The organism is Burkholderia sp. L-4, from assembly GCF_056856535.1.
On record NZ_JBXEOX010000002.1, the window covers coordinates 164,827 to 182,528 of the forward strand.

Below are 17,702 nucleotides of genomic sequence, written 5' to 3' on the forward strand. Positions count from 1 at the left end.
GAGGTCAGTAGAAACCGGGGATCAGCGCCGCCACTTCGCGGCGGTACTGCGTGTACGCCGGCCCGAAATGACCGGTGAGCCAGCTCTCCTCGACGCGCACCTTGTACGCGAGCGACGCGAACACGAGCAGCACGCCGACCGCGCCGCGCCATTCGCCGCCGATCAGCGCGGCGCCGGCGAGCGCGACCAGGCAGCCCGTATAGATCGGGTGGCGCACCAACGCGTACGGCCCCGTGCGGACGAGCTCGTGGTTCTCCTTCAGCGTGACCGACACGCTCCAGTTGGTGCCGAGATGCAACCGCGCCCACACCGAGAACAACAGACCGGCCGCCAGCACCGCAAGCCCGCACTGCGCCTGCAGCCCGAAGCGCTGCCAGTCGGGCACGAGCGCCTGCCACGACGGATCGGGCAGGATGATCAGCGCGCCGCCGACGATCAGCGGAATCGACTGCAGCGTGCGCGAGCGCGACGCTTCCTTGCGCACGGTCGTCTTCACGCCCTGCGACGTGGCGATCCAGTAAGCGAGCCATGCGGCCCACGGAACGACGATGGCGATGGTCTGAACGATATTCACGGCTGGCCTGCCTCGTTGGGATGGGAATTCGGATGTGCGGGGCGAACCCGGTGCACGACGGTTGGCGTCACGACGACAGCGCGTGCATCGGCGCGGGCACGCACGCATGCGCGGCGGCGCGCGCCATGCCGGCCGCGACGCTCGCCTCGCCGCAGAAGAACTCGAGCAGCGCCGTGCGCGTGCATTCGCGCTGCGCGCGGCCTTCGATGTCGAGGAAATGGCCGGCGTCCGGCACCGTCGCGAACCGTGCGCGCGACACGTGCGCGCCGAGCTGGCGCACGTCGGCCGGCGTCGTGTATTCGTCGCGCTCGCCGTTCAGGAACAGCAGCTCGCAGCCGATGTTCGAGAACTCGCTGAAGTAGCGCTCGGGCCGCAGCGACAGAATCTGGTCGACGTGGAACGCGACCTGGTCCTGCTCGTCGCGCGGCAGGCGCGTGAGATACCGGTAGTTGTACAGCTTCATGATGCGCGGCAGGTAGCGGCCGACGGTGTCGTTCAGCAGCTGCGCGGCCTTCAGGTTCTCGCCGGCCGCGATGTGATCGCGGGCACGCGTCACGTAGTCGACCATCGCGTCGTTCAGGAACGGCGAGAACGAGCAGATCGCCGCGCGACGCACGCTCGGGCAGCCGCGCGCGAGCGCGAACAGCGACGCGACGCCGCCCCACGACACCGACACGAGGAACGCCGGCGCGAAATGCTCGACCAGGTACTGGAGGATCGCGGCTTCGTCGTCCTTGGTCAGGATGCAGCAACCCGGGTTGTACTGACGCGACTGGCCCGCATACGGCAGGTCGAAGCAGATCGTGTTCATCCGCTCGCCGAGGTACTGGACGGTCTGCCCGAACGACGCCGTCGTCGCGAGCGCGCCGTTGACGAGCATCGCGGTGTCGAACGCCGGGTCGAACACGTTCCGTTCGACATAGACCTTCAGGCCATTCGGTAGCGGGACCACGTGTTTTTCGGTCGGCATCGTCGTTCTCCGGTGGATGCGGCGTCTCGACGTCGCGGCATGCTGCAGGTGCGCAATGACAGGTGACGGCCCCGTGCGCGATCCGTCATCGCGCCCATTGCCGACGCACCGCGGCAAATGCCGGCGGCGCTCATTGATTCCTGATGGTGCGGCGCCATACTAATACGGTCGATATTACTTACTCAAGTCATTCCAACGATCCCCTCTACTCTGTTAGAAAATGCCCATGATTCAAATTTTTTCGTCAATTTCTATGGTATGCGGATTCTCCACGCGGGCGGACGCAATCGTTTGCGAGCAATCTGGAGAAGCGCTCAAAAATCGATATTATTGTTTTAATTCAAATACATATTATGTTTTAATCGCCTGATTAAAACGATTTCATGAAAGCCGCACACATTCACGATCCGAATTGACGATTTCACATTGCGAATAATCTTACATATTTCGACACTCTTTCGTTTTGTAATGCACCGGAAGTGGAAATTTTCCCTCGCATTGCGTCATCTTTTCGGAATCCGTTTTAAACAGATTTCAATTTAATTAACCTTCTTTCAATGCATTTTTCCGCACCCGCACATGACCGCGGAGGCGACGCGGCACCCGTCGCGGCGTGCTGTTTCGCCGTCGGACCCCGATTTTTTGTTGATTGAACGATCAATAAAAAACCGCTAAGCTTTCGACTTCCATGAACGGCCCCGTCCGGGCGAAGGGAGTCGCGATGCCGAAAGTCGGAATGCGGGAGATCCGTCGCGCGCAGTTGATCGATGCCACGCTGCGCTCGATCGACGAAGCGGGCCTGCCCGGCACGACGCTCGCCTCGGTCGCGCAACGCGCGAACATCTCGACGGGCATCGTCAGCCACTACTTCGGCGACAAGGACGGCCTGCTCGAAGCGACGATGCGGCACGTGCTGCGCGACCTGTGGTCGGCCACCACGCGCCGCCGCACGGCCGCGCGCAAGGATCCGCGTTCGCGGCTGCGCGCGATCGTCGCCGCGAACTTCGACGATACGCAGGTCAGCGCCCCCGTGATGAAGACGTGGCTCGCGTTCTGGTCGCAGAGCATGCACGACCCGATGCTCAAGCGCCTGCAGCACGTCAACACGCGGCGCCTCCATTCGAACCTGTGCGCCGAGTTCGCGAAGGCCTTGCCGCGCACGAAAGCGCGCGAAGCCGCCAGCGGCCTCGCCGCGCTGATCGACGGCCTGTGGCTGCGCGGCGCGCTCGCCGGCGGCCCGATCGACACCCGGGCTGCACTGAAGCTCGCCCACGATTACATCGACCTGCTGCTCGCGTCCGCCTGACGCGTCACGCAGTCGCCTACCAGGAGATCCTCATGTCCGTATACGGTTTGCAGCGCCTCTACATCGGCGGCGGTTACGTCGACGCCACGAGCGGCAAGACTTTCGACACCTTCGATCCCGCCACCGGCGAACTGCTCGCCCAGGTGCAGCAGGCAAGCGCGGCCGACGTCGAGCGCGCCGTCGCGTCCGCGCAGGAAGGCCAGCGCGAATGGGCCGCGATGACCGCGATGCAGCGCTCGCGCATCCTGCGCCGCGCGGTCGACCTGCTGCGCGAACGCAACGACGAACTCGCGGCGATCGAAACGCGCGACACCGGCAAGCCGATCGGCGAGACGCTCGCGGTCGACATCGTCACCGGCGCGGACGTGATCGAGTACTACGCGGGCCTCGCGACCGCGATCGAGGGGCTGCAGGTGCCGCTGCGCGCCGAGTCGTTCGTCTACACGCGCCGCGAGCCGCTGGGCGTGTGCGCGGGCATCGGCGCGTGGAACTACCCGATCCAGATCGCGTGCTGGAAGACCGCGCCCGCGCTCGCGGCCGGCAATGCGATGGTGTTCAAGCCGAGCGAGGTCACGCCGCTGACCGCGCTGAAGCTCGCGGAAATCTATACGGAAGCCGGCGTGCCGGCCGGCGTGTTCAACGTCGTGCAGGGCGACGGCTCGGTCGGCGCGCTGCTGACGGGCCACCCGGACATCGCGAAGGTGTCGTTCACGGGCGGCGTCGAGACGGGCAAGAAAGTGATGTCGCTGGCCGGCGCGTCGTCGCTGAAGGAAGTGACGATGGAACTCGGCGGCAAGTCGCCGCTGATCGTGTTCGACGATGCGGACCTCGATCGTGCGGCCGACATCGCCGTGACCGCCAACTTCTTCAGCTCGGGCCAGGTCTGCACGAACGGCACGCGCGTGTTCGTGCACCGCTCGATCAAGGATGCGTTCACGCAAAAGGTGCTCGAACGCGTGAAGCGCATCCGCGTCGGCAAGCCGACCGATGCCGACACCAACTTCGGCCCGCTCGTGTCGGCCGCGCAGCTCGACAAGGTGCTCGGCTTCATCGAGAGCGGCAAGGCCGAAGGCGCGAAGCTGCTCGCGGGCGGCACCCGCCTGACCGACGGCCACTTCGCGAACGGCCAGTACGTCGCGCCGACCGTGTTCGGCGATTGCCGCGACGACATGAGGATCGTGCGCGAGGAAATCTTCGGGCCGGTGATGAGCATCCTCGATTTCGAATCGGAAGACGAAGTGATCGCCCGCGCGAACGACACGCACTACGGCCTCGCGGCCGGCGTCGTGACCGAGAACCTGTCGCGCGCGCACCGCACGATCCATCGCCTCGAAGCCGGCATCTGCTGGATCAACACGTGGGGCGAATCGCCGGCCGAAATGCCGGTTGGCGGATACAAGCAATCCGGTGTCGGACGCGAGAACGGCATCACGACGCTCGAGCACTACACTCGAATCAAGTCGGTGCAGGTCGAGCTCGGCCGCTACAACCCGGTGTTTTGAGGATCACGAAAGGAGATTGACCGTCATGACGACACGCGAATACGACTACATCATCTGCGGCGCCGGTTCCGCGGGCAACGTGCTCGCAACGCGCCTGACGGAAGATCCGGACGTCACGGTGCTGCTGCTCGAAGCCGGTGGCCCCGACTACCGCTTCGACTTCCGCACGCAGATGCCGGCCGCCCTCGCCTACCCGCTGCAGGGCCGCCGCTACAACTGGGCGTACGAGACCGACCCCGAGCCGCACATGGACAACCGCCGGATGGAATGCGGCCGCGGCAAGGGGCTCGGCGGCTCGTCGCTGATCAACGGGATGTGCTACATCCGCGGCAACGCGCTCGACTACGACAACTGGTCGACGCACAAGGGCCTCGAGAACTGGACGTATCTCGACTGCCTGCCGTACTTCAAGAAAGCCGAGACGCGCGACGTCGGCCCGAACGACTATCACGGCGGCAGCGGCCCCGTGTCGGTCACGACCAGCAAGCCGGGCGTGAACCCGCTGTTCGAGGCGATGGTCGATGCGGGTGTGCAGGCCGGCTATCCGCGCACCGACGACCTGAACGGTTACCAGCAGGAAGGCTTCGGCCCGATGGACCGCACGGTCACGCCGAAGGGCCGCCGCGCGAGCACCGCGCGCGGCTACCTCGACCAGGCGAAGGTGCGGCCGAACCTCGAGATCGTCACGCATGCGCTCGCCGACCGCATCCTGTTCGACGGCAAGCGCGCGTCGGGCGTCACGTACCTGCGCGGCAGCGAGCGCGCGAGCGCGCATGCACGCCGCGAAGTGCTCGTGTGCAGCGGCGCGATCGCGTCGCCGCAGCTGCTGCAACGCTCGGGCGTCGGCCCCGGCGCGTGGCTGAAGGAACTGGACATCCCCGTCGTGCTCGACCTGCCGGGTGTCGGCCAGAACCTGCAGGACCACCTGGAGATGTACATCCAGTACGAGTGCAAGGAGCCCGTCTCGCTGTACCCGGCGCTCAAGTGGTGGAACCAGCCGAAGATCGGCCTCGAATGGATGCTGAACGGCACGGGCCTCGGCGCGAGCAACCACTTCGAGGCGGGCGGCTTCATCCGCACGCGCGACGACGACCTCTGGCCGAACATCCAGTATCACTTCCTGCCGGTGGCGATCAACTACAACGGCTCGAACGCGATCGAGATGCACGGCTTCCAGGCGCACGTCGGCTCGATGCGCTCGCCGAGCCGCGGCCGCGTGAAGCTGCGCTCGCGCGACCCGAACGACCATCCGAGCATCCTGTTCAACTACATGGCCGAAGCGCTCGACTGGCGCGAGTTCCGCGACGCGATCCGCGCGACGCGCGAGATCATGCGCCAGCCCGCGCTCGACCGCTATCGCGGCCGCGAGCTGAACCCGGGTGCCGACTGCAAGAGCGATAAGGAACTCGACGCGTTCGTGCGCGCCCGCGCGGAGACCGCGTTCCATCCGTCGTGCTCGTGCAAGATGGGTTACGACGACATGGCCGTGGTCGATGAAGAAGGCCGCGTCCACGGGCTCGAAGGGCTGCGTGTGGTCGATGCGTCGATCATGCCGATCATCACGACCGGCAACCTGAACGCGCCGACGATCATGATCGCCGAGAAGATTGCCGACAAGATCCGCGGCCGCCAGCCGCTCGCGCGGGTCGACGTCCCTTACTTCGTCGCGAACGGCGCGATGGCGAGAAACGTCGCGAAGGCCGTGCGGCAGCCCGAGACGGTCTGACGACGGCGGGCGCGCTGCCCGAACCTGGATGGTGTCCTGATGAAACGCCGCCGATCGCGATGGTCGGCGGCATCACATACTGCGTCCGGTCGATGGAGCGCGGAACCGAGGCGTTGCGCGGCCGGTCGGCGCGGCAGGCCTGCGGTTGCACGACGCTGCCGATGGCGCGACGCCGCGCCCGCACGTGCCAACGCGGCCCGGGATGTCGCCCCGGGGCGAGCGCCTGCGCGCGAGGCGGTGCCGGCCGTTTCATCCAGGCCAAGCCCCCCGTCAGCCGGCCTTGCTCCCGTCTTCGCCTGAGCGGGAAATCGTCACGCCCCGCGTGCGCACCCGCTTGCCGCGGACGATCGGATTCCAGCGCGACGTCAGGCTCATCGCGTCGCGCAGGCGGTCGAACGCGACATCCTCCGTCGGCCCGAAGCGGCTGACCGCCGGCCACGCGAGCACGTGGTCGAGCCACGCCTGCCAGGTGTCGCCGTGGAAGCGACCGCCGATTTCCCGCACCGTATCCGGTGCGGCGATCGCGATGCCCGCCAGCAGGTAGCAGGCCCAGAAGCTGCCCGCGCCGACGAGTCGATCGAGCCGGCAAACGGCGAGCGCGGCAAGCAGCCCGTCCATCGACGCGAGATCGGCGCGATGCGTACGGATCGCCCGCGCGACGAGATTGTGCTGCCCGCCGTACGCCTGAACCGACACGCCGTTGCCGGCCGCGAGCCCGGCCGAGAACATCGCGAGCGCGGCCATCTCGTCGATGCGCGCCGCGTCGTCTCGCGGGCCGCATGCGCGCAGCACGATCGCGTCGATGACGGCACCGGGGTGGGTCGGCGTTTCTCCGTTCGCTGCCGCGATAGCGGTCAGCCTTTCTCTCGGGTTCTTCGCAGGCGGCATCTCGCGCGGCCCGTCAGGTGGGTTCGCGACGCGTTCTCGCGCGTCTTCGCCGTGGCGTTCGACGCCGCCGGCAATGCGTTCGAGCGCGGCCCAGCCGATGTCGGGATCGTCGAATGCGCACACCTCGATCACGCCGTGCGCGGAGTCGAATACGGCACGCGAGCCCGGGCAGCAACGTTCGGCCTCAGCGAGTTGACGGACGGAAGGCACATGCGAGCACGCGCCGAGCGGATCGGCCGGGTCGCACGCGCAGCCGCCGCCGTCCGACGCGCTCCACGGGACGAGCCGGTGGAGCGCGGCCGCCGCTTCGCGCGACAGGCGCGCGCCGGTTCCCGCGCGCGTCGTGTACGACGCGGCGACGGCCGTGTCGCCGGCATCGCGCGCGGTCATCGTGCAGGACGCCGTGTCGAGATGGTCGATCAGGTATTGCAGCCACGCGGCGGTGCGCAGCCGGTCGGGCGTGGCGTCGCGGGCATCGCCATACTTTGCTGGATCGGTAAGCATGGTTCCGGCCAATTGGAATCGTTTTGTTTCGATCGAATCGGGGAAGCGCAGTACGTCACGCCCGCCCCGCGGGCCCGCCCATGCCGGATCGCGACACGGGCGGCTCGGCCGGCACGCGGATAAGCGCGACGACGCGAATACATCGAGGAAGCGAACATGGCCGCGTGCGAACCGCACGATCCTCGCGCACGGCTGGCGCTCCGCGACGGTTACTGCACGTGGAGCTTCGGCGACGCGACGAGCGTGCCGGCCAACCTGCAGTCCGGCGCCCATTCGGCCTGGTTGAAGGTCAGCGACGCGTTCGAATCGTTCCACGCCGCCACGAGCTTGTCGGGACCGCAAGAACCCAGCAGCGTGAAGGTCACCTGCGCATCGTTGATCGACAGCTGCGTCGCGCTGTCCACCTGCCCCGTCCACGGCGCGGCGCTGCTCGCCGTACTGCTGATCAGCGGGCACCAGTTGCCTCCGCCGAACTGCGCCGACGTGATGCGGATCACGCCCGCCGGCGTGATCGTTCCGTTGAACGTCACCGCGCAGTTGGTGTTGATCGCCTTCTTGCCGAGCGTGGTCATTCCCGTCGCGGAGAACGGTTCGCCGTTCGGATTCATCGGCTGACCGTCCGCGCGAGAAACCGTCACGGCAAAGGCGGGCGCGGCCAAAACCGCGGTGAATACCACGGCAGCGACAAGCGATGCGATTGGACGAATGTTCATCTGCATTGCCCTCTCTCTTTTTTTGATATGAATGGCGGCACACCGGCAGAAACGACCGCGCCGCCGAATGAATCCGGCCGCCGCGCCGATACGCGCGACGGCACGAACCCATCGAAGCCGCGGAAACCCGCCGCACATGCCGCACGGCCCTCGTGCGCGGCGGGTTCCGCTTCGATCGCCCGGCGTTTACTGCACGTGGAACTTCGGCGACGTGGCGACCGTGCCGCTCACCGTGCAATCCGGCGTCAGCGCGGACTTGTCGAAGGTCAGCGACGAGTTCGAATCGCTCCACGCCGTCACGACCTTGCTCGGCCCGCAGGTACCGAGCAACGTGACGTTCACCTTCACGTTGTTGATCGACAACTGCGTCGTGCTGTCGGCCTGGCCCGTCCACGGCGACGTGCTGCTCGCGCTGCCGCTGATCAGGCCGCACGTCGCGCCGCCCGAGAACGTCGTCGACGTGATGTTGACGATGCCGGTCGACGTGATCGTGCCGTTGAAGGTCGCGTTGCAGTTCGCGTTGATCGACCCCTTGGCCAGCGCCGTCAGCCCCGACGCCGAGAACGGCTCGCCGTTCGGATTCATCGGCTGGCCGTCGGCACGCGAAACGGTGACGGCGAAAACAGGCGCGGCCGAAACCGCGGTGAAAGCCACTGCAGCAACAAGCGATACGATTTTGCGAATGCTCATTTGAACTGCCCCCTCTCTTCACAAATGGCGGCACGCCGCCAGGAACGCGACCTTCCGGCCGGAACGATCCGGCCAGCCGGGCGCAGGAAACCGCCGGCACGCGTCATGCGCGCCGGTCGGCTCAGAACTTGTAGGAAATCCCGACGAACGTGATCAGCGGATCGGCCTTCAGCCGCGTGCGCGTGGTCGCGAGCGTCGAGCCGTCGGCCGCCTTGATCACGAGCGACGAGTAGGTCTTCAGCGGCATATAGGTCAGCGTCGCCGTCAGCCCCCAGTGCTTGTCGATCGCATAGCTCGCGCCGACGTTGTAGACCGGCGTGAACGATGACGACGCCTTGCCCTCCACCGACGTCGCGCCCGGCTTGCCGGCGCCGGCCGCGAGCACGCTGCCGAGGTTCTCGTTGATGTCCTTCGCGAAGTTGCCGTTCAGTTCGATGTTGCTGAACCAGCTGTAGGCCACGCCGATCCCGACGAACGGGCGGAACTTCGCCGTCGGCGCATTGAAGTAGTACTGCAGGATGATCGTCGGGCTCCACTGCCGCGCGTTCTTCACGGCCGGCTGGTTCGCCGACTTGTCCATGTCGACGTTGCCGAGCGCGCCGGCCGGGCCCGGCGGCTTGATCACGCCGTGGCCGGTCAGCGTGAATTCGGGCGGCACGCCGAGCACCGACGTCACCGCGATGTGGTCGGTGAAGAAGTGCGTGAGCGTGAGGCCGACCGTATCGGCATTGTTGACCGTCAGGCTCGTGCCCGGCGACGTGAACGAGCCCGGCAGGCGCAGCGGCCCGTTGATCGGCATGCTCGCGAGATTCGTCGTCAACCCGTTGGTCGAATCCTGCGGCATGATGTGCAGCCAGCCCAGCGTCGCGACGTTGTCGCCCGCCTGCTGGGCCGATGCGAGCGTCGACGCGACTGCGGCGACACCCGCGACAATCAGCTTCTTCATGAAGTCTCCCCCTCGTTCTGTCGGGGCGCCGCGCATCCGCGCGCGGCGCCACCGTGTCTCCATCCAGGCGTGCGTCACTGCACGAACGCGCCGACCGTGAAGTACGGGTTGCTCGTATCGGCCATGTCGAGGAACCCGAACACGCCGCCGGTGAACACGAACTTGCCGGTTGCCGGCCCCGACGCCGCATCCGCGTGCACGGTCGTCACGACGCCCGGCACCTTCTGCGTGTAGTCGAGGTTCAGCGCGCGCGTGAGCGCGGCCTGCGACGCGTTGAACGGATCGAGCAGCGTGGCCTGCGCGCCGACGAGCGCGGTCGCGCGGTAGTTGAACGCGCTGTCGACGCCCGTGTACTCGCCGTCCTGCGAGCCCTGCGCGATCGCCGTCTGCGGGCTCAGGAACGAGATGCCCGATTCGTCGTCCGCGCTCGGCGGGCCTTGCGTGAGGTCCGCGTTCGCGGCGCCGGTGCGGATGAAGATCGGCACGAGCTGGTTGCGCAGCTTGCCGACGATCAGGATCCCCTTGCCGGCCTTCGCCGGATCGAGCGCGGCGAGCGTCGGCGGAACCTGCGGCTGGTAGTTGAGCGACTGGAACGCCGGCGCATCGGGGCGCAGCGTGAACGGCTGGTTCACGGTCGCGCTCGACGCGAGCGGCAACCCGCCGTTCTTCTTGCCGAAGTTGTCGGTTTCCGTATAACTGCCGTCCGCGTTGATCGTCACCTTCTGGTCGAGCGCCACCGGCTGGAAGTTCTGCGACGGCACCTGGTGATAGCCGAGCTGGTTGTACGTGCCGGCGATCTTCGTCAGGTCGGTTTCCAGCGACGAGAAGCTGATGAACGGGTAATACGGGAACGTCGTCTTCGGGATCTTGCCGACGCCGATCACGCCGTCGAACTGGATCGTCGCGCCGGGAATCGCGCCGCCCAGCACGCCTTCGCCGAGGAACAGCCGCGCGGGCCGGCTCGGGTCGAGGCTCGCGTTCTGCATCCGGAACGTGCACTGGTTCAGCTTCACCGTCGGCAGCCCCGTTTCGTCGGCCAGCGTGCCGTCGACCACATTGGCGGGCGCCGTGTCGCGCGTCGGCTGCACGGTGCCGGTGGTGGTCGGCACCGGCGACGCGAGGTAGGTCATCCGGTACGTCATCTTCGTCGTGTCGAGCTGCACCTTCACGAGCTCGCCCGACCCCGACCCGCCGATGAATACCGTGTTGTAGTCGATCGTCTGCGGACACAGCCGGACCACCGGTGCGGGCGGCGGGTCGCCGTCGCCGCCGCATGCGGCCAGCACGGGCGCGAGCGATGCCGCGGCCATCCATTGCTTCACATTCATAGGAATCCTCTTGAAATTCGATTCGCCGGCGGCGACGCATGCGCCGCCGGTGTTACGTGTTCAATGCAGGGTTACTGGACGAACGCGCCGACCGTGAAGAACGGGTTGACCTTGTTGTTGTTGACGACCATCGCGTAGACGTTGCCGGCCGTCACGAGCCAGCCGGTGTCGCCCTTGCTGAAGATCGCCACGTTGCCGTTCGCGCCCTTCGCGTTGAAGTCCTGCGTGGCGGTCACCTTGATCTTGCCGGGCGTGGCCTGCGTATAGTCGAGCGCGAACTGCGAGGAGACCGACGACGTCTGCGGATCGATGAATGCCGCGGTATTGCCCTGGAACAGCGTGGACGTATAGTTCGCAGCCAGCGTCGACACGGCGGTACCGTCGTTGCAGGTGCCCGCTTCCGTCAGGAAGGTGCCGTTGACGAAACTGCCGGGCAGCTCCGGATGCGGCACGTTCGGATTGAAGCTCGGGCCCGCCGTCGGGAAGAAGGTCGTCGTGCCGGGAGACGTCACGATGCCGCAGGCGGAGGCGCTGGTCGCGCCGATGTAGCCGCCTTTCAGCGAATTCGCGGCGATCGCGGTGGTCGACGACAGCATCGAGATACCGACTTCGGCATCGGCGACGGAGGCGAGCAGATTGGTCGCATCGACATACGTGTAGCCGACGCGAATCACGACCGGTATCCGTACGCCATTCAGCTTGCCGACGATCATGATGCCTTTGGCCTGGCTCGACGCAAGAAGGATGAGCGACGACCCCTGCCCCGCGATCGGATACGAGAGCACGCCAAACGCGTTCGGCAACCCGTTGCTCACGAACACGTTGTCGGCCGACCCGTCCGCATTCTTGCGCAGCGTCCACGGCGTCCCGGTCGTCTGGCACGAGTAGTCGCTGCCCGGGGTGATCGTGCACGAACCGTCCGCATTGAGCGTCTGGTTCCAGTTGACGACGTCCGGTTCCCAGCCGATTGGCCCGGGCGCGCTCTGCCCGCCTCCGCCGAGCGGCGACAGATGGATGCCTACCTCGTTGTAATTGCCCGCGACCTTCGAAAAATCGGTTTCCGTTTCGATGAAGCCAATGAACGGATAGAAATCGAACGTGCGCGACGGCACGTAGCCGATGGGCAACGGAGCGCCGAGGTCGATGCCCTTGAACGCGATCGTCGCCCCCGGAATCCCGCCGCCCACGACACCATTGCCGACGAACAGCATCGGCGGATCGGCGCGATTGATCGTCACCGCATACGCGCCGTCGCTCGTCGCGCCGCTGTCGAGCACGAACGCGCAGCGGTTCTGCTCGGCCGTCGGGAGGTTGGTCGGATGATGGAACGCGCCGCTGATCGTCAGGCCCGCGCGCGTGTTGTTGACTTGCCCTGCCGACGTCGGCACCGACGATTCGATGAACTGCATCTGGTAGGTGAGCTTCGTCGTGTCGAACTTCACCTTCACGTACTCGCCGCTGCCGGCGCCGCCCGTATACGTCGTCGTGTAATCGAGCGCGTCCGGACACAGCTTCGCCACGACGGGCGGCGTCGTTTCGGCGCCGCTCGGCCCGCAGGCGCTGCCCGAGCACTGCGGCACGTTGATCGGCCCCGGATCGTCGCCGCCGCCGCAACCGGCGACGAACGGCAGCACCAGCACCGCGCACGACAGGATCGTCTTCCGCCATTCAGGAATGCAAATCATCAACCCCTCCTTTTGAGGTGCGACAAGTCTCGTCCGGCCAGGCTGCATGGCCCGCCGGTTGGTATCGCGCCGCCGCCCGAACGCGCGGCGCATGACAATGCGCGCCAGACGGCCGCGATGCCGGTCAGGCATGTGCGGCCCACGCCGCGGCGGCAGACAAGCGCGGTCCCGCAGCGCCGTCATGCGGCACGGCGCCGTCGGAACGATCGGAACGGAAAGTGGTTCGCCGCGCTACACGGCGAGGTGACGACGCAGGCACGCGACCTGCGTCGCGCCTGCATGCAGCGAAAAATCGGGAAACGGCAGTCCGGCTGGCCCCGCGGATGGGCGTCTCATGGTGTGGTCTCCATACGTACGCTTGATTCGTTATCGTGATGCGTCGTTTGTCGAGACTATGATCGGACCATTCAAACAAGTAAATGGATGCAGAGTTCCAAACGAATGAACCCGCGCGATCCTAGCGTTTACACGGTATTTAACAGATTTTCAAACAGCCTTCATTTTATTTGCTCAGACAAATACCCGGGCTGTGGAACACGCGTTTGAACGGCACTCGCGCAATCCGCGCCGAGCCAGGCCAGGCGGCCTTCAGCGGCCCGCACGCATGTTGCGGCGCAACCTCATACGTCGATGATCGCGAGCGTGCCGTGGCTGCCGGGCAGCACCGCGTGACGTATCCCGGCGCGCGCGAGATACATCTGCCCGGCCCCGACCACCACCGTCCCACCGTCAACCTCGAGCATCAGCGTGCCGTCGAGCACCAGCAGCCCCTCGTTGTAGTCGTGCACTTCCGCGTCGTACGGCTGCGCATCCATGCGCAGCACCTTGATCCGGGCCGGCCCGACCTCGCCGACGATCGTGGATTTCCATGCGGCGGCCTGCGCGGCGGCCACGGACTTGAAATCGACCAAAGACATGCGCCCGCTCCATGAACGATGAAAGGAACGCATTATCGCGAGCGCGATGCGTGCCGTCCCGGTACGGCGCAAGGGTCTTCCGGCAGCACAGTCGACGTGCCGCAACGGCGGAACCACGGTCGCGGCGGGAATCATGAGAAATGCGGCAAATTGTTCGCTCAATTCAAATAAAGCACGTATTTGCTGATCGAAGTACGGCCGATTCATGCAAATCCGGCGCCGGCAATACGCGGCCTTTCCACCGGAATGCATTTCGATCTACCGATTGCTAATATGGCGGTCCTGCGATCCCGCACCACAACGTCGTTCGACATGACGCCCGACCGCCATGCCGTCCCCGGTCCCGGCCGCTTCGCAGCGGCGACGACGCCGGGCACGCGCGGCGCGGCGTCGCGCCGGCCGGCCGTACCATCCGTGAGCATGCAACCGATCCTTTCCGTCTCCGACCTCTCCAAGACTTACGCGTCCGGCTTCCAGGCGCTGAAGCACGTGACCCTCGACATCCGCCCCGGCGAGATCTTCGCGCTGCTCGGGCCGAACGGCGCCGGCAAGACCACGCTGATCGGCTCGATCTGCGGCATCGTCACGCCGACCGAAGGCCGCGTGACGGTCGGCGGTCACGACATCCGCGATCAATACCGCGCGGCCCGCGAAATGATCGGCCTCGTGCCGCAGGAGCTGACCACCGACGCGTTCGAAAGCGTCTGGGCGACCGTGTCGTTCAGCCGCGGGCTGTTCGGCAAGGCGCCCGATCCCGCGTATATCGAGAAGACGCTGAAGGCGTTGTCGCTGTGGGACAAGCGCGACAACAAGCTGATGACGCTGTCGGGCGGCATGAAGCGCCGCGTGATGATCGCGAAGGCGCTGTCGCACGAGCCGCGCATCCTGTTCCTCGACGAGCCGACGGCCGGCGTCGACGTCGAGTTGCGCCGCGACATGTGGAAGCTCGTCGATTCGCTGCGCGAAAGCGGCGTGACGATCCTGCTGACCACGCACTACATCGAGGAAGCCGAAGAGATGGCCGACCGGATCGGCATCATCCTCGGCGGCGAGCTCGTGCTCGTCGAGGAAAAACGCGAGCTGATGCGCAAGCTCGGCAAGAAGCAGCTGACCGTGCAACTCGAGCACCCGCTCGCGGAGGTGCCGCCCGCGCTCGCGCCGTTCGGGCTCGAACGCGCGGACGACGGCGCCGCGCTCGTCTACACGTACGACTCGCAGCGCGACGACGCGAGCATCGCGAAACTGATCAGCGCGCTCGGCTCGGCCGGCATCGGCTTTCGCGACCTGCACACGACGCAGAGTTCGCTCGAGGATATCTTCGTCAGCCTGATCGACAACCGCCGCAACGGCGTGCAAGGAGCCTGACGCATGAACTGGCATGGAATCCGCGCGATCTACCGCGCAGAAATGGCCCGCACGCGCCGCACGCTGATGCAGAGCATCATCGCGCCGGTGATCTCGACGTCGCTGTATTTCGTCGTGTTCGGCTCCGCGATCGGCTCGCGCATCAGCGACGTGAACGGGATCGGCTACGGGTCGTTCATCGTGCCGGGGCTCGTGATGCTGTCGCTGCTGTCGCAGAGCATCTCGAACGCATCGTTCGGCATCTACTTCCCGCGCTTCACCGGCACGATCTACGAGATCCTGTCCGCGCCCGTGTCGTACTGGGAGATCGTGATCGCCTACGTCGGCGCGGCCGCGTCGAAGTCGATGCTGCTCGGCGTGATCATCCTCGCCACGGCCGGCCTGTTCGTGCCGCTGCACATCCTGCATCCGTTCTGGATGGTGCTGTTCCTCGTGCTGACGGCGATCACGTTCAGCCTGTTCGGCTTCGTGATCGGCATCTGGGCCGACAGCTTCGAGAAGCTGCAGCTCGTGCCGTTGCTGATCATCACGCCGCTCACGTTCCTCGGCGGCAGCTTCTACTCGGTCGACATGCTGCCGCCCGCATGGCGCGTCGTCACGCTGTTCAACCCGATCGTCTACCTGATCAGCGGTTTCCGCTGGTCGTTCTACGGGCTGGCCGACGTGCACGTGTGGATCAGCCTCGCCGCGACCGGGCTGTTCCTCGTGATCCTGCTCGCGATCGTCGCGTGGATGTTCCGCACCGGCTACAAGCTGAAGAATTGAATCGACGTGGCATGCGCCGCCGATGACGCATTTGGGCAAGCAGGCGGCGTTTTTCCTCTGATGCGGCAGTTTGTGGTCGCGTCTACTGAACGTGAAGCATCGGGGCCCTGGAGCATGCGCTGCGCGGCCCCTTTTTCATTTCAGAGGACGCCATGCCCGCCGCCACCGCTCCCGTCTCCGCCGCCGCCCGGCTCGAACGCCTGCCGTTCTCCGGCTATCACAAGCGCATCTTCTTCATCATCGCGATCGCGTTCTTCTTCGACTCGGTCGACCTCGGCACGATGACGTTCGTGCTCGGCTCGATCCGCAAGGAGTTCGGGCTGTCGACCGCGGCCGCCGGCCTCGTCGCGAGCGCGAGCTTCTTCGGGATGGTGCTCGGCGCGGCCGTCGCCGGCCTGCTCGCCGACCGCTTCGGCCGCCGGCCCGTGTTCCAGTGGAGCATGGTGCTGTGGGGTGCCGCGTCGTACCTGTGCTCGACCGCGCAGAGCGTCGACGCGCTGATCGTCTACCGCGTGCTGCTCGGCATCGGGATGGGCATGGAATTCCCGGTCGCGCAGACGCTGCTGTCCGAGTTCGTGCCGACCGAGAAGCGCGGCCGCCTGATCGCGCTGATGGACGGCTTCTGGCCGCTCGGCTTCATCACGGCCGGCGTCGTCGCGTACTTCGTGCTGCCGCAGTTCGGCTGGCGCACCGTGTTCGCGCTGCTCGCGATTCCCGCGGTGTTCGTGCTCGTCGTGCGCCGCATCGTGCCCGAATCGCCGCGCTGGCTCGAGCACGCGGGCCGGCACGCGGAAGCCGACACGGTGATGCACGCGATCGAGGCGAAAGTGATGCGCTCGGCCGGCGTCACGACGCTGCCGCCGCCGTCGCGACTCGCGGAACCGGTCGTCGCACGCGGCCACGGCGCGCTGCGCGAGATCTGGAGCGGCGTGTACCGTCGCCGCACGGTGATGGTGTGGCTGCTGTGGTTCTTCGCGCTGCTCGGTTTCTACGGCCTCACGTCGTGGCTCGGCGCCCTGCTGCAGCAAGCCGGCTTCGAAGTCACGAAATCGGTGTTCTATACGGTACTGATCTCGCTGGGCGGCGTGCCGGGGTTCCTGTGCGCCGCATGGCTCGTCGAGCGCTGGGGGCGCAAGCCGACCTGCATCGCGTCGCTGATCGGCGGCGGCGCGATGGCGTATGCCTACGGCCAGAGCGCGCTGTACGGCGGCAGCACGACGCTGCTGATCGTCACGGGCCTCGCGATGCAGTTCTTCCTGTTCGGGATGTGTGCCGCGCTGTACACGTACACGCCCGAACTGTACGGCACCGGCGCGCGCGCGACGGGGTCGGGCTTCGCGTCGGCGATCGGACGCGTCGGTTCGCTGATCGGGCCTTACGTGGTCGGTGTCGTGCTGCCGATCTTCGGCCAGGGCGGCGTGTTCACGCTCGGCGCGCTGTCGTTCGTCGCGGCGGCGATCGCCGTGTGGACGCTCGGGATCGAGACGAAGGGCCTCGCGCTGGAACAACTGGCGGCCGGCGACGCGGCCGGGGGCAGCGGCCGGTATCCGGCGGCGGCGGCGGATAAGGTGTCGTGATCGCCGGGGTTCGCTTTCAGGCCGGGAACGCGTTCAGCGCCGTTCCCGGCCGCTGCGTCAGCCATCAGGCTTCGCGCCCGTGGCCGGTCATCCTCGAATCGATCCGGCGCCCGGACGACCTGCCGTCGCTCGCGCACGTGGCGAACGCGCCGCGGCGGATCCCGGCACCCGATCTCGGCCTCTTCCTGCCGATACCCGGCGCGACGATCGCGCACTGCGAAGCCGCCGCCGCGTAAGCCGCGGAGG

At 66.6% G+C, this 17,702-nt stretch carries 16 protein-coding genes; 7 read left to right on the forward strand and 9 right to left on the reverse strand.

Annotated features, from left to right (window positions below; genetic code table 11):
• Positions 1 to 4: 4 nt before the first annotated feature.
• Together AC1VVG_RS17530 and AC1VVG_RS17535 are read right to left on the reverse strand one after the other, a co-directional pair.
• Positions 5 to 574, reverse strand: coding sequence for a methyltransferase family protein (locus AC1VVG_RS17530; RefSeq protein ID WP_034186073.1), 570 nt, complete (start codon positions 572 to 574; stop codon positions 5 to 7).
• A 67-nt stretch (positions 575 to 641) separates the two neighbouring features.
• The gene (locus tag AC1VVG_RS17535) at positions 642 to 1,544 is read right to left on the reverse strand and encodes an alpha/beta fold hydrolase (RefSeq protein WP_034186072.1); all 903 of its coding nucleotides are present in this window, start codon (positions 1,542 to 1,544) and stop codon (positions 642 to 644) included.
• Positions 1,545 to 2,265: 721 nt separating this feature from the next.
• Here AC1VVG_RS17535 and betI point away from each other — a divergent pair.
• The 3 genes from betI to betA are packed head-to-tail and all read left to right on the forward strand — an operon-like array spanning position 2,266 to position 6,078.
• Positions 2,266 to 2,850 (forward strand): transcriptional regulator BetI, encoded by a 585-nt coding sequence (gene betI, locus AC1VVG_RS17540; RefSeq protein WP_034186211.1) that lies wholly within the window; start codon positions 2,266 to 2,268, stop codon positions 2,848 to 2,850.
• 32 nt (positions 2,851 to 2,882) lie between these two features.
• A complete protein-coding gene (gene betB / locus AC1VVG_RS17545) occupies positions 2,883 to 4,352 on the forward strand; it encodes a betaine-aldehyde dehydrogenase (protein ID WP_034186071.1) in 1,470 nt (489 codons plus the stop codon).
• A gap of 25 nt (positions 4,353 to 4,377) precedes the next feature.
• Positions 4,378 to 6,078 (forward strand): choline dehydrogenase, encoded by a 1,701-nt coding sequence (gene betA / locus AC1VVG_RS17550; RefSeq protein ID WP_059556914.1) that lies wholly within the window; start codon positions 4,378 to 4,380, stop codon positions 6,076 to 6,078.
• 270 nt (positions 6,079 to 6,348) lie between these two features.
• Here the strand turns inward: betA and AC1VVG_RS17555 are convergent, their stop codons facing one another.
• From AC1VVG_RS17555 to AC1VVG_RS17585, 7 genes are all read right to left on the reverse strand, one after another.
• Positions 6,349 to 7,470: a hypothetical protein gene (locus AC1VVG_RS17555; RefSeq protein ID WP_059556915.1), complete on the reverse strand. Its 1,122-nt coding sequence runs from the start codon at positions 7,468 to 7,470 to the stop codon at positions 6,349 to 6,351.
• Between the two features lie 209 nt (positions 7,471 to 7,679).
• On the reverse strand, positions 7,680 to 8,183 hold the full coding sequence (locus AC1VVG_RS17560; RefSeq protein WP_226252756.1) for an activator protein: 504 nt from the start codon (positions 8,181 to 8,183) through the stop codon (positions 7,680 to 7,682).
• Between the two features lie 186 nt (positions 8,184 to 8,369).
• The gene (locus AC1VVG_RS17565) at positions 8,370 to 8,873 is read right to left on the reverse strand and encodes a hypothetical protein (protein WP_049035976.1); all 504 of its coding nucleotides are present in this window, start codon (positions 8,871 to 8,873) and stop codon (positions 8,370 to 8,372) included.
• Positions 8,874 to 8,994: 121 nt separating this feature from the next.
• Complete coding sequence (locus AC1VVG_RS17570; RefSeq protein WP_034186067.1) at positions 8,995 to 9,819, reverse strand: OmpW/AlkL family protein; 825 nt, start codon at positions 9,817 to 9,819, stop codon at positions 8,995 to 8,997.
• Between the two features lie 74 nt (positions 9,820 to 9,893).
• Positions 9,894 to 11,147 carry a DUF2957 domain-containing protein gene (locus tag AC1VVG_RS17575; protein WP_482835948.1) on the reverse strand — a complete coding sequence of 418 codons (1,254 nt, stop codon included), beginning with the start codon at positions 11,145 to 11,147 and terminating at the stop codon, positions 9,894 to 9,896.
• Positions 11,148 to 11,218: 71 nt separating this feature from the next.
• Complete coding sequence (locus AC1VVG_RS17580) at positions 11,219 to 12,832, reverse strand: DUF2957 domain-containing protein (RefSeq protein WP_482835949.1); 1,614 nt, start codon at positions 12,830 to 12,832, stop codon at positions 11,219 to 11,221.
• 620 nt (positions 12,833 to 13,452) lie between these two features.
• Entirely contained in the window at positions 13,453 to 13,749 is a 297-nt protein-coding gene (locus AC1VVG_RS17585) for a cupin domain-containing protein (protein ID WP_226227894.1), read from the reverse strand.
• Between the two features lie 420 nt (positions 13,750 to 14,169).
• Here AC1VVG_RS17585 and AC1VVG_RS17590 point away from each other — a divergent pair, with 420 nt between their 5' ends.
• From AC1VVG_RS17590 to AC1VVG_RS17605, 4 genes are all read left to right on the forward strand, one after another.
• On the forward strand, positions 14,170 to 15,114 hold the full coding sequence (locus AC1VVG_RS17590; protein ID WP_473375625.1) for an ABC transporter ATP-binding protein: 945 nt from the start codon (positions 14,170 to 14,172) through the stop codon (positions 15,112 to 15,114).
• 3 nt (positions 15,115 to 15,117) lie between these two features.
• Entirely contained in the window at positions 15,118 to 15,879 is a 762-nt protein-coding gene (locus tag AC1VVG_RS17595) for an ABC transporter permease (protein ID WP_034186063.1), read from the forward strand.
• A gap of 152 nt (positions 15,880 to 16,031) precedes the next feature.
• Positions 16,032 to 17,456: an MFS transporter gene (locus AC1VVG_RS17600; protein WP_482835950.1), complete on the forward strand. Its 1,425-nt coding sequence runs from the start codon at positions 16,032 to 16,034 to the stop codon at positions 17,454 to 17,456.
• Positions 17,453 to 17,692 (forward strand): hypothetical protein, encoded by a 240-nt coding sequence (locus tag AC1VVG_RS17605; RefSeq protein ID WP_482835951.1) that lies wholly within the window; start codon positions 17,453 to 17,455, stop codon positions 17,690 to 17,692. The genes AC1VVG_RS17600 and AC1VVG_RS17605 overlap by 4 nt, the downstream gene beginning before the upstream one ends.
• The last annotated feature ends 10 nt before the right edge of the window (positions 17,693 to 17,702 follow it).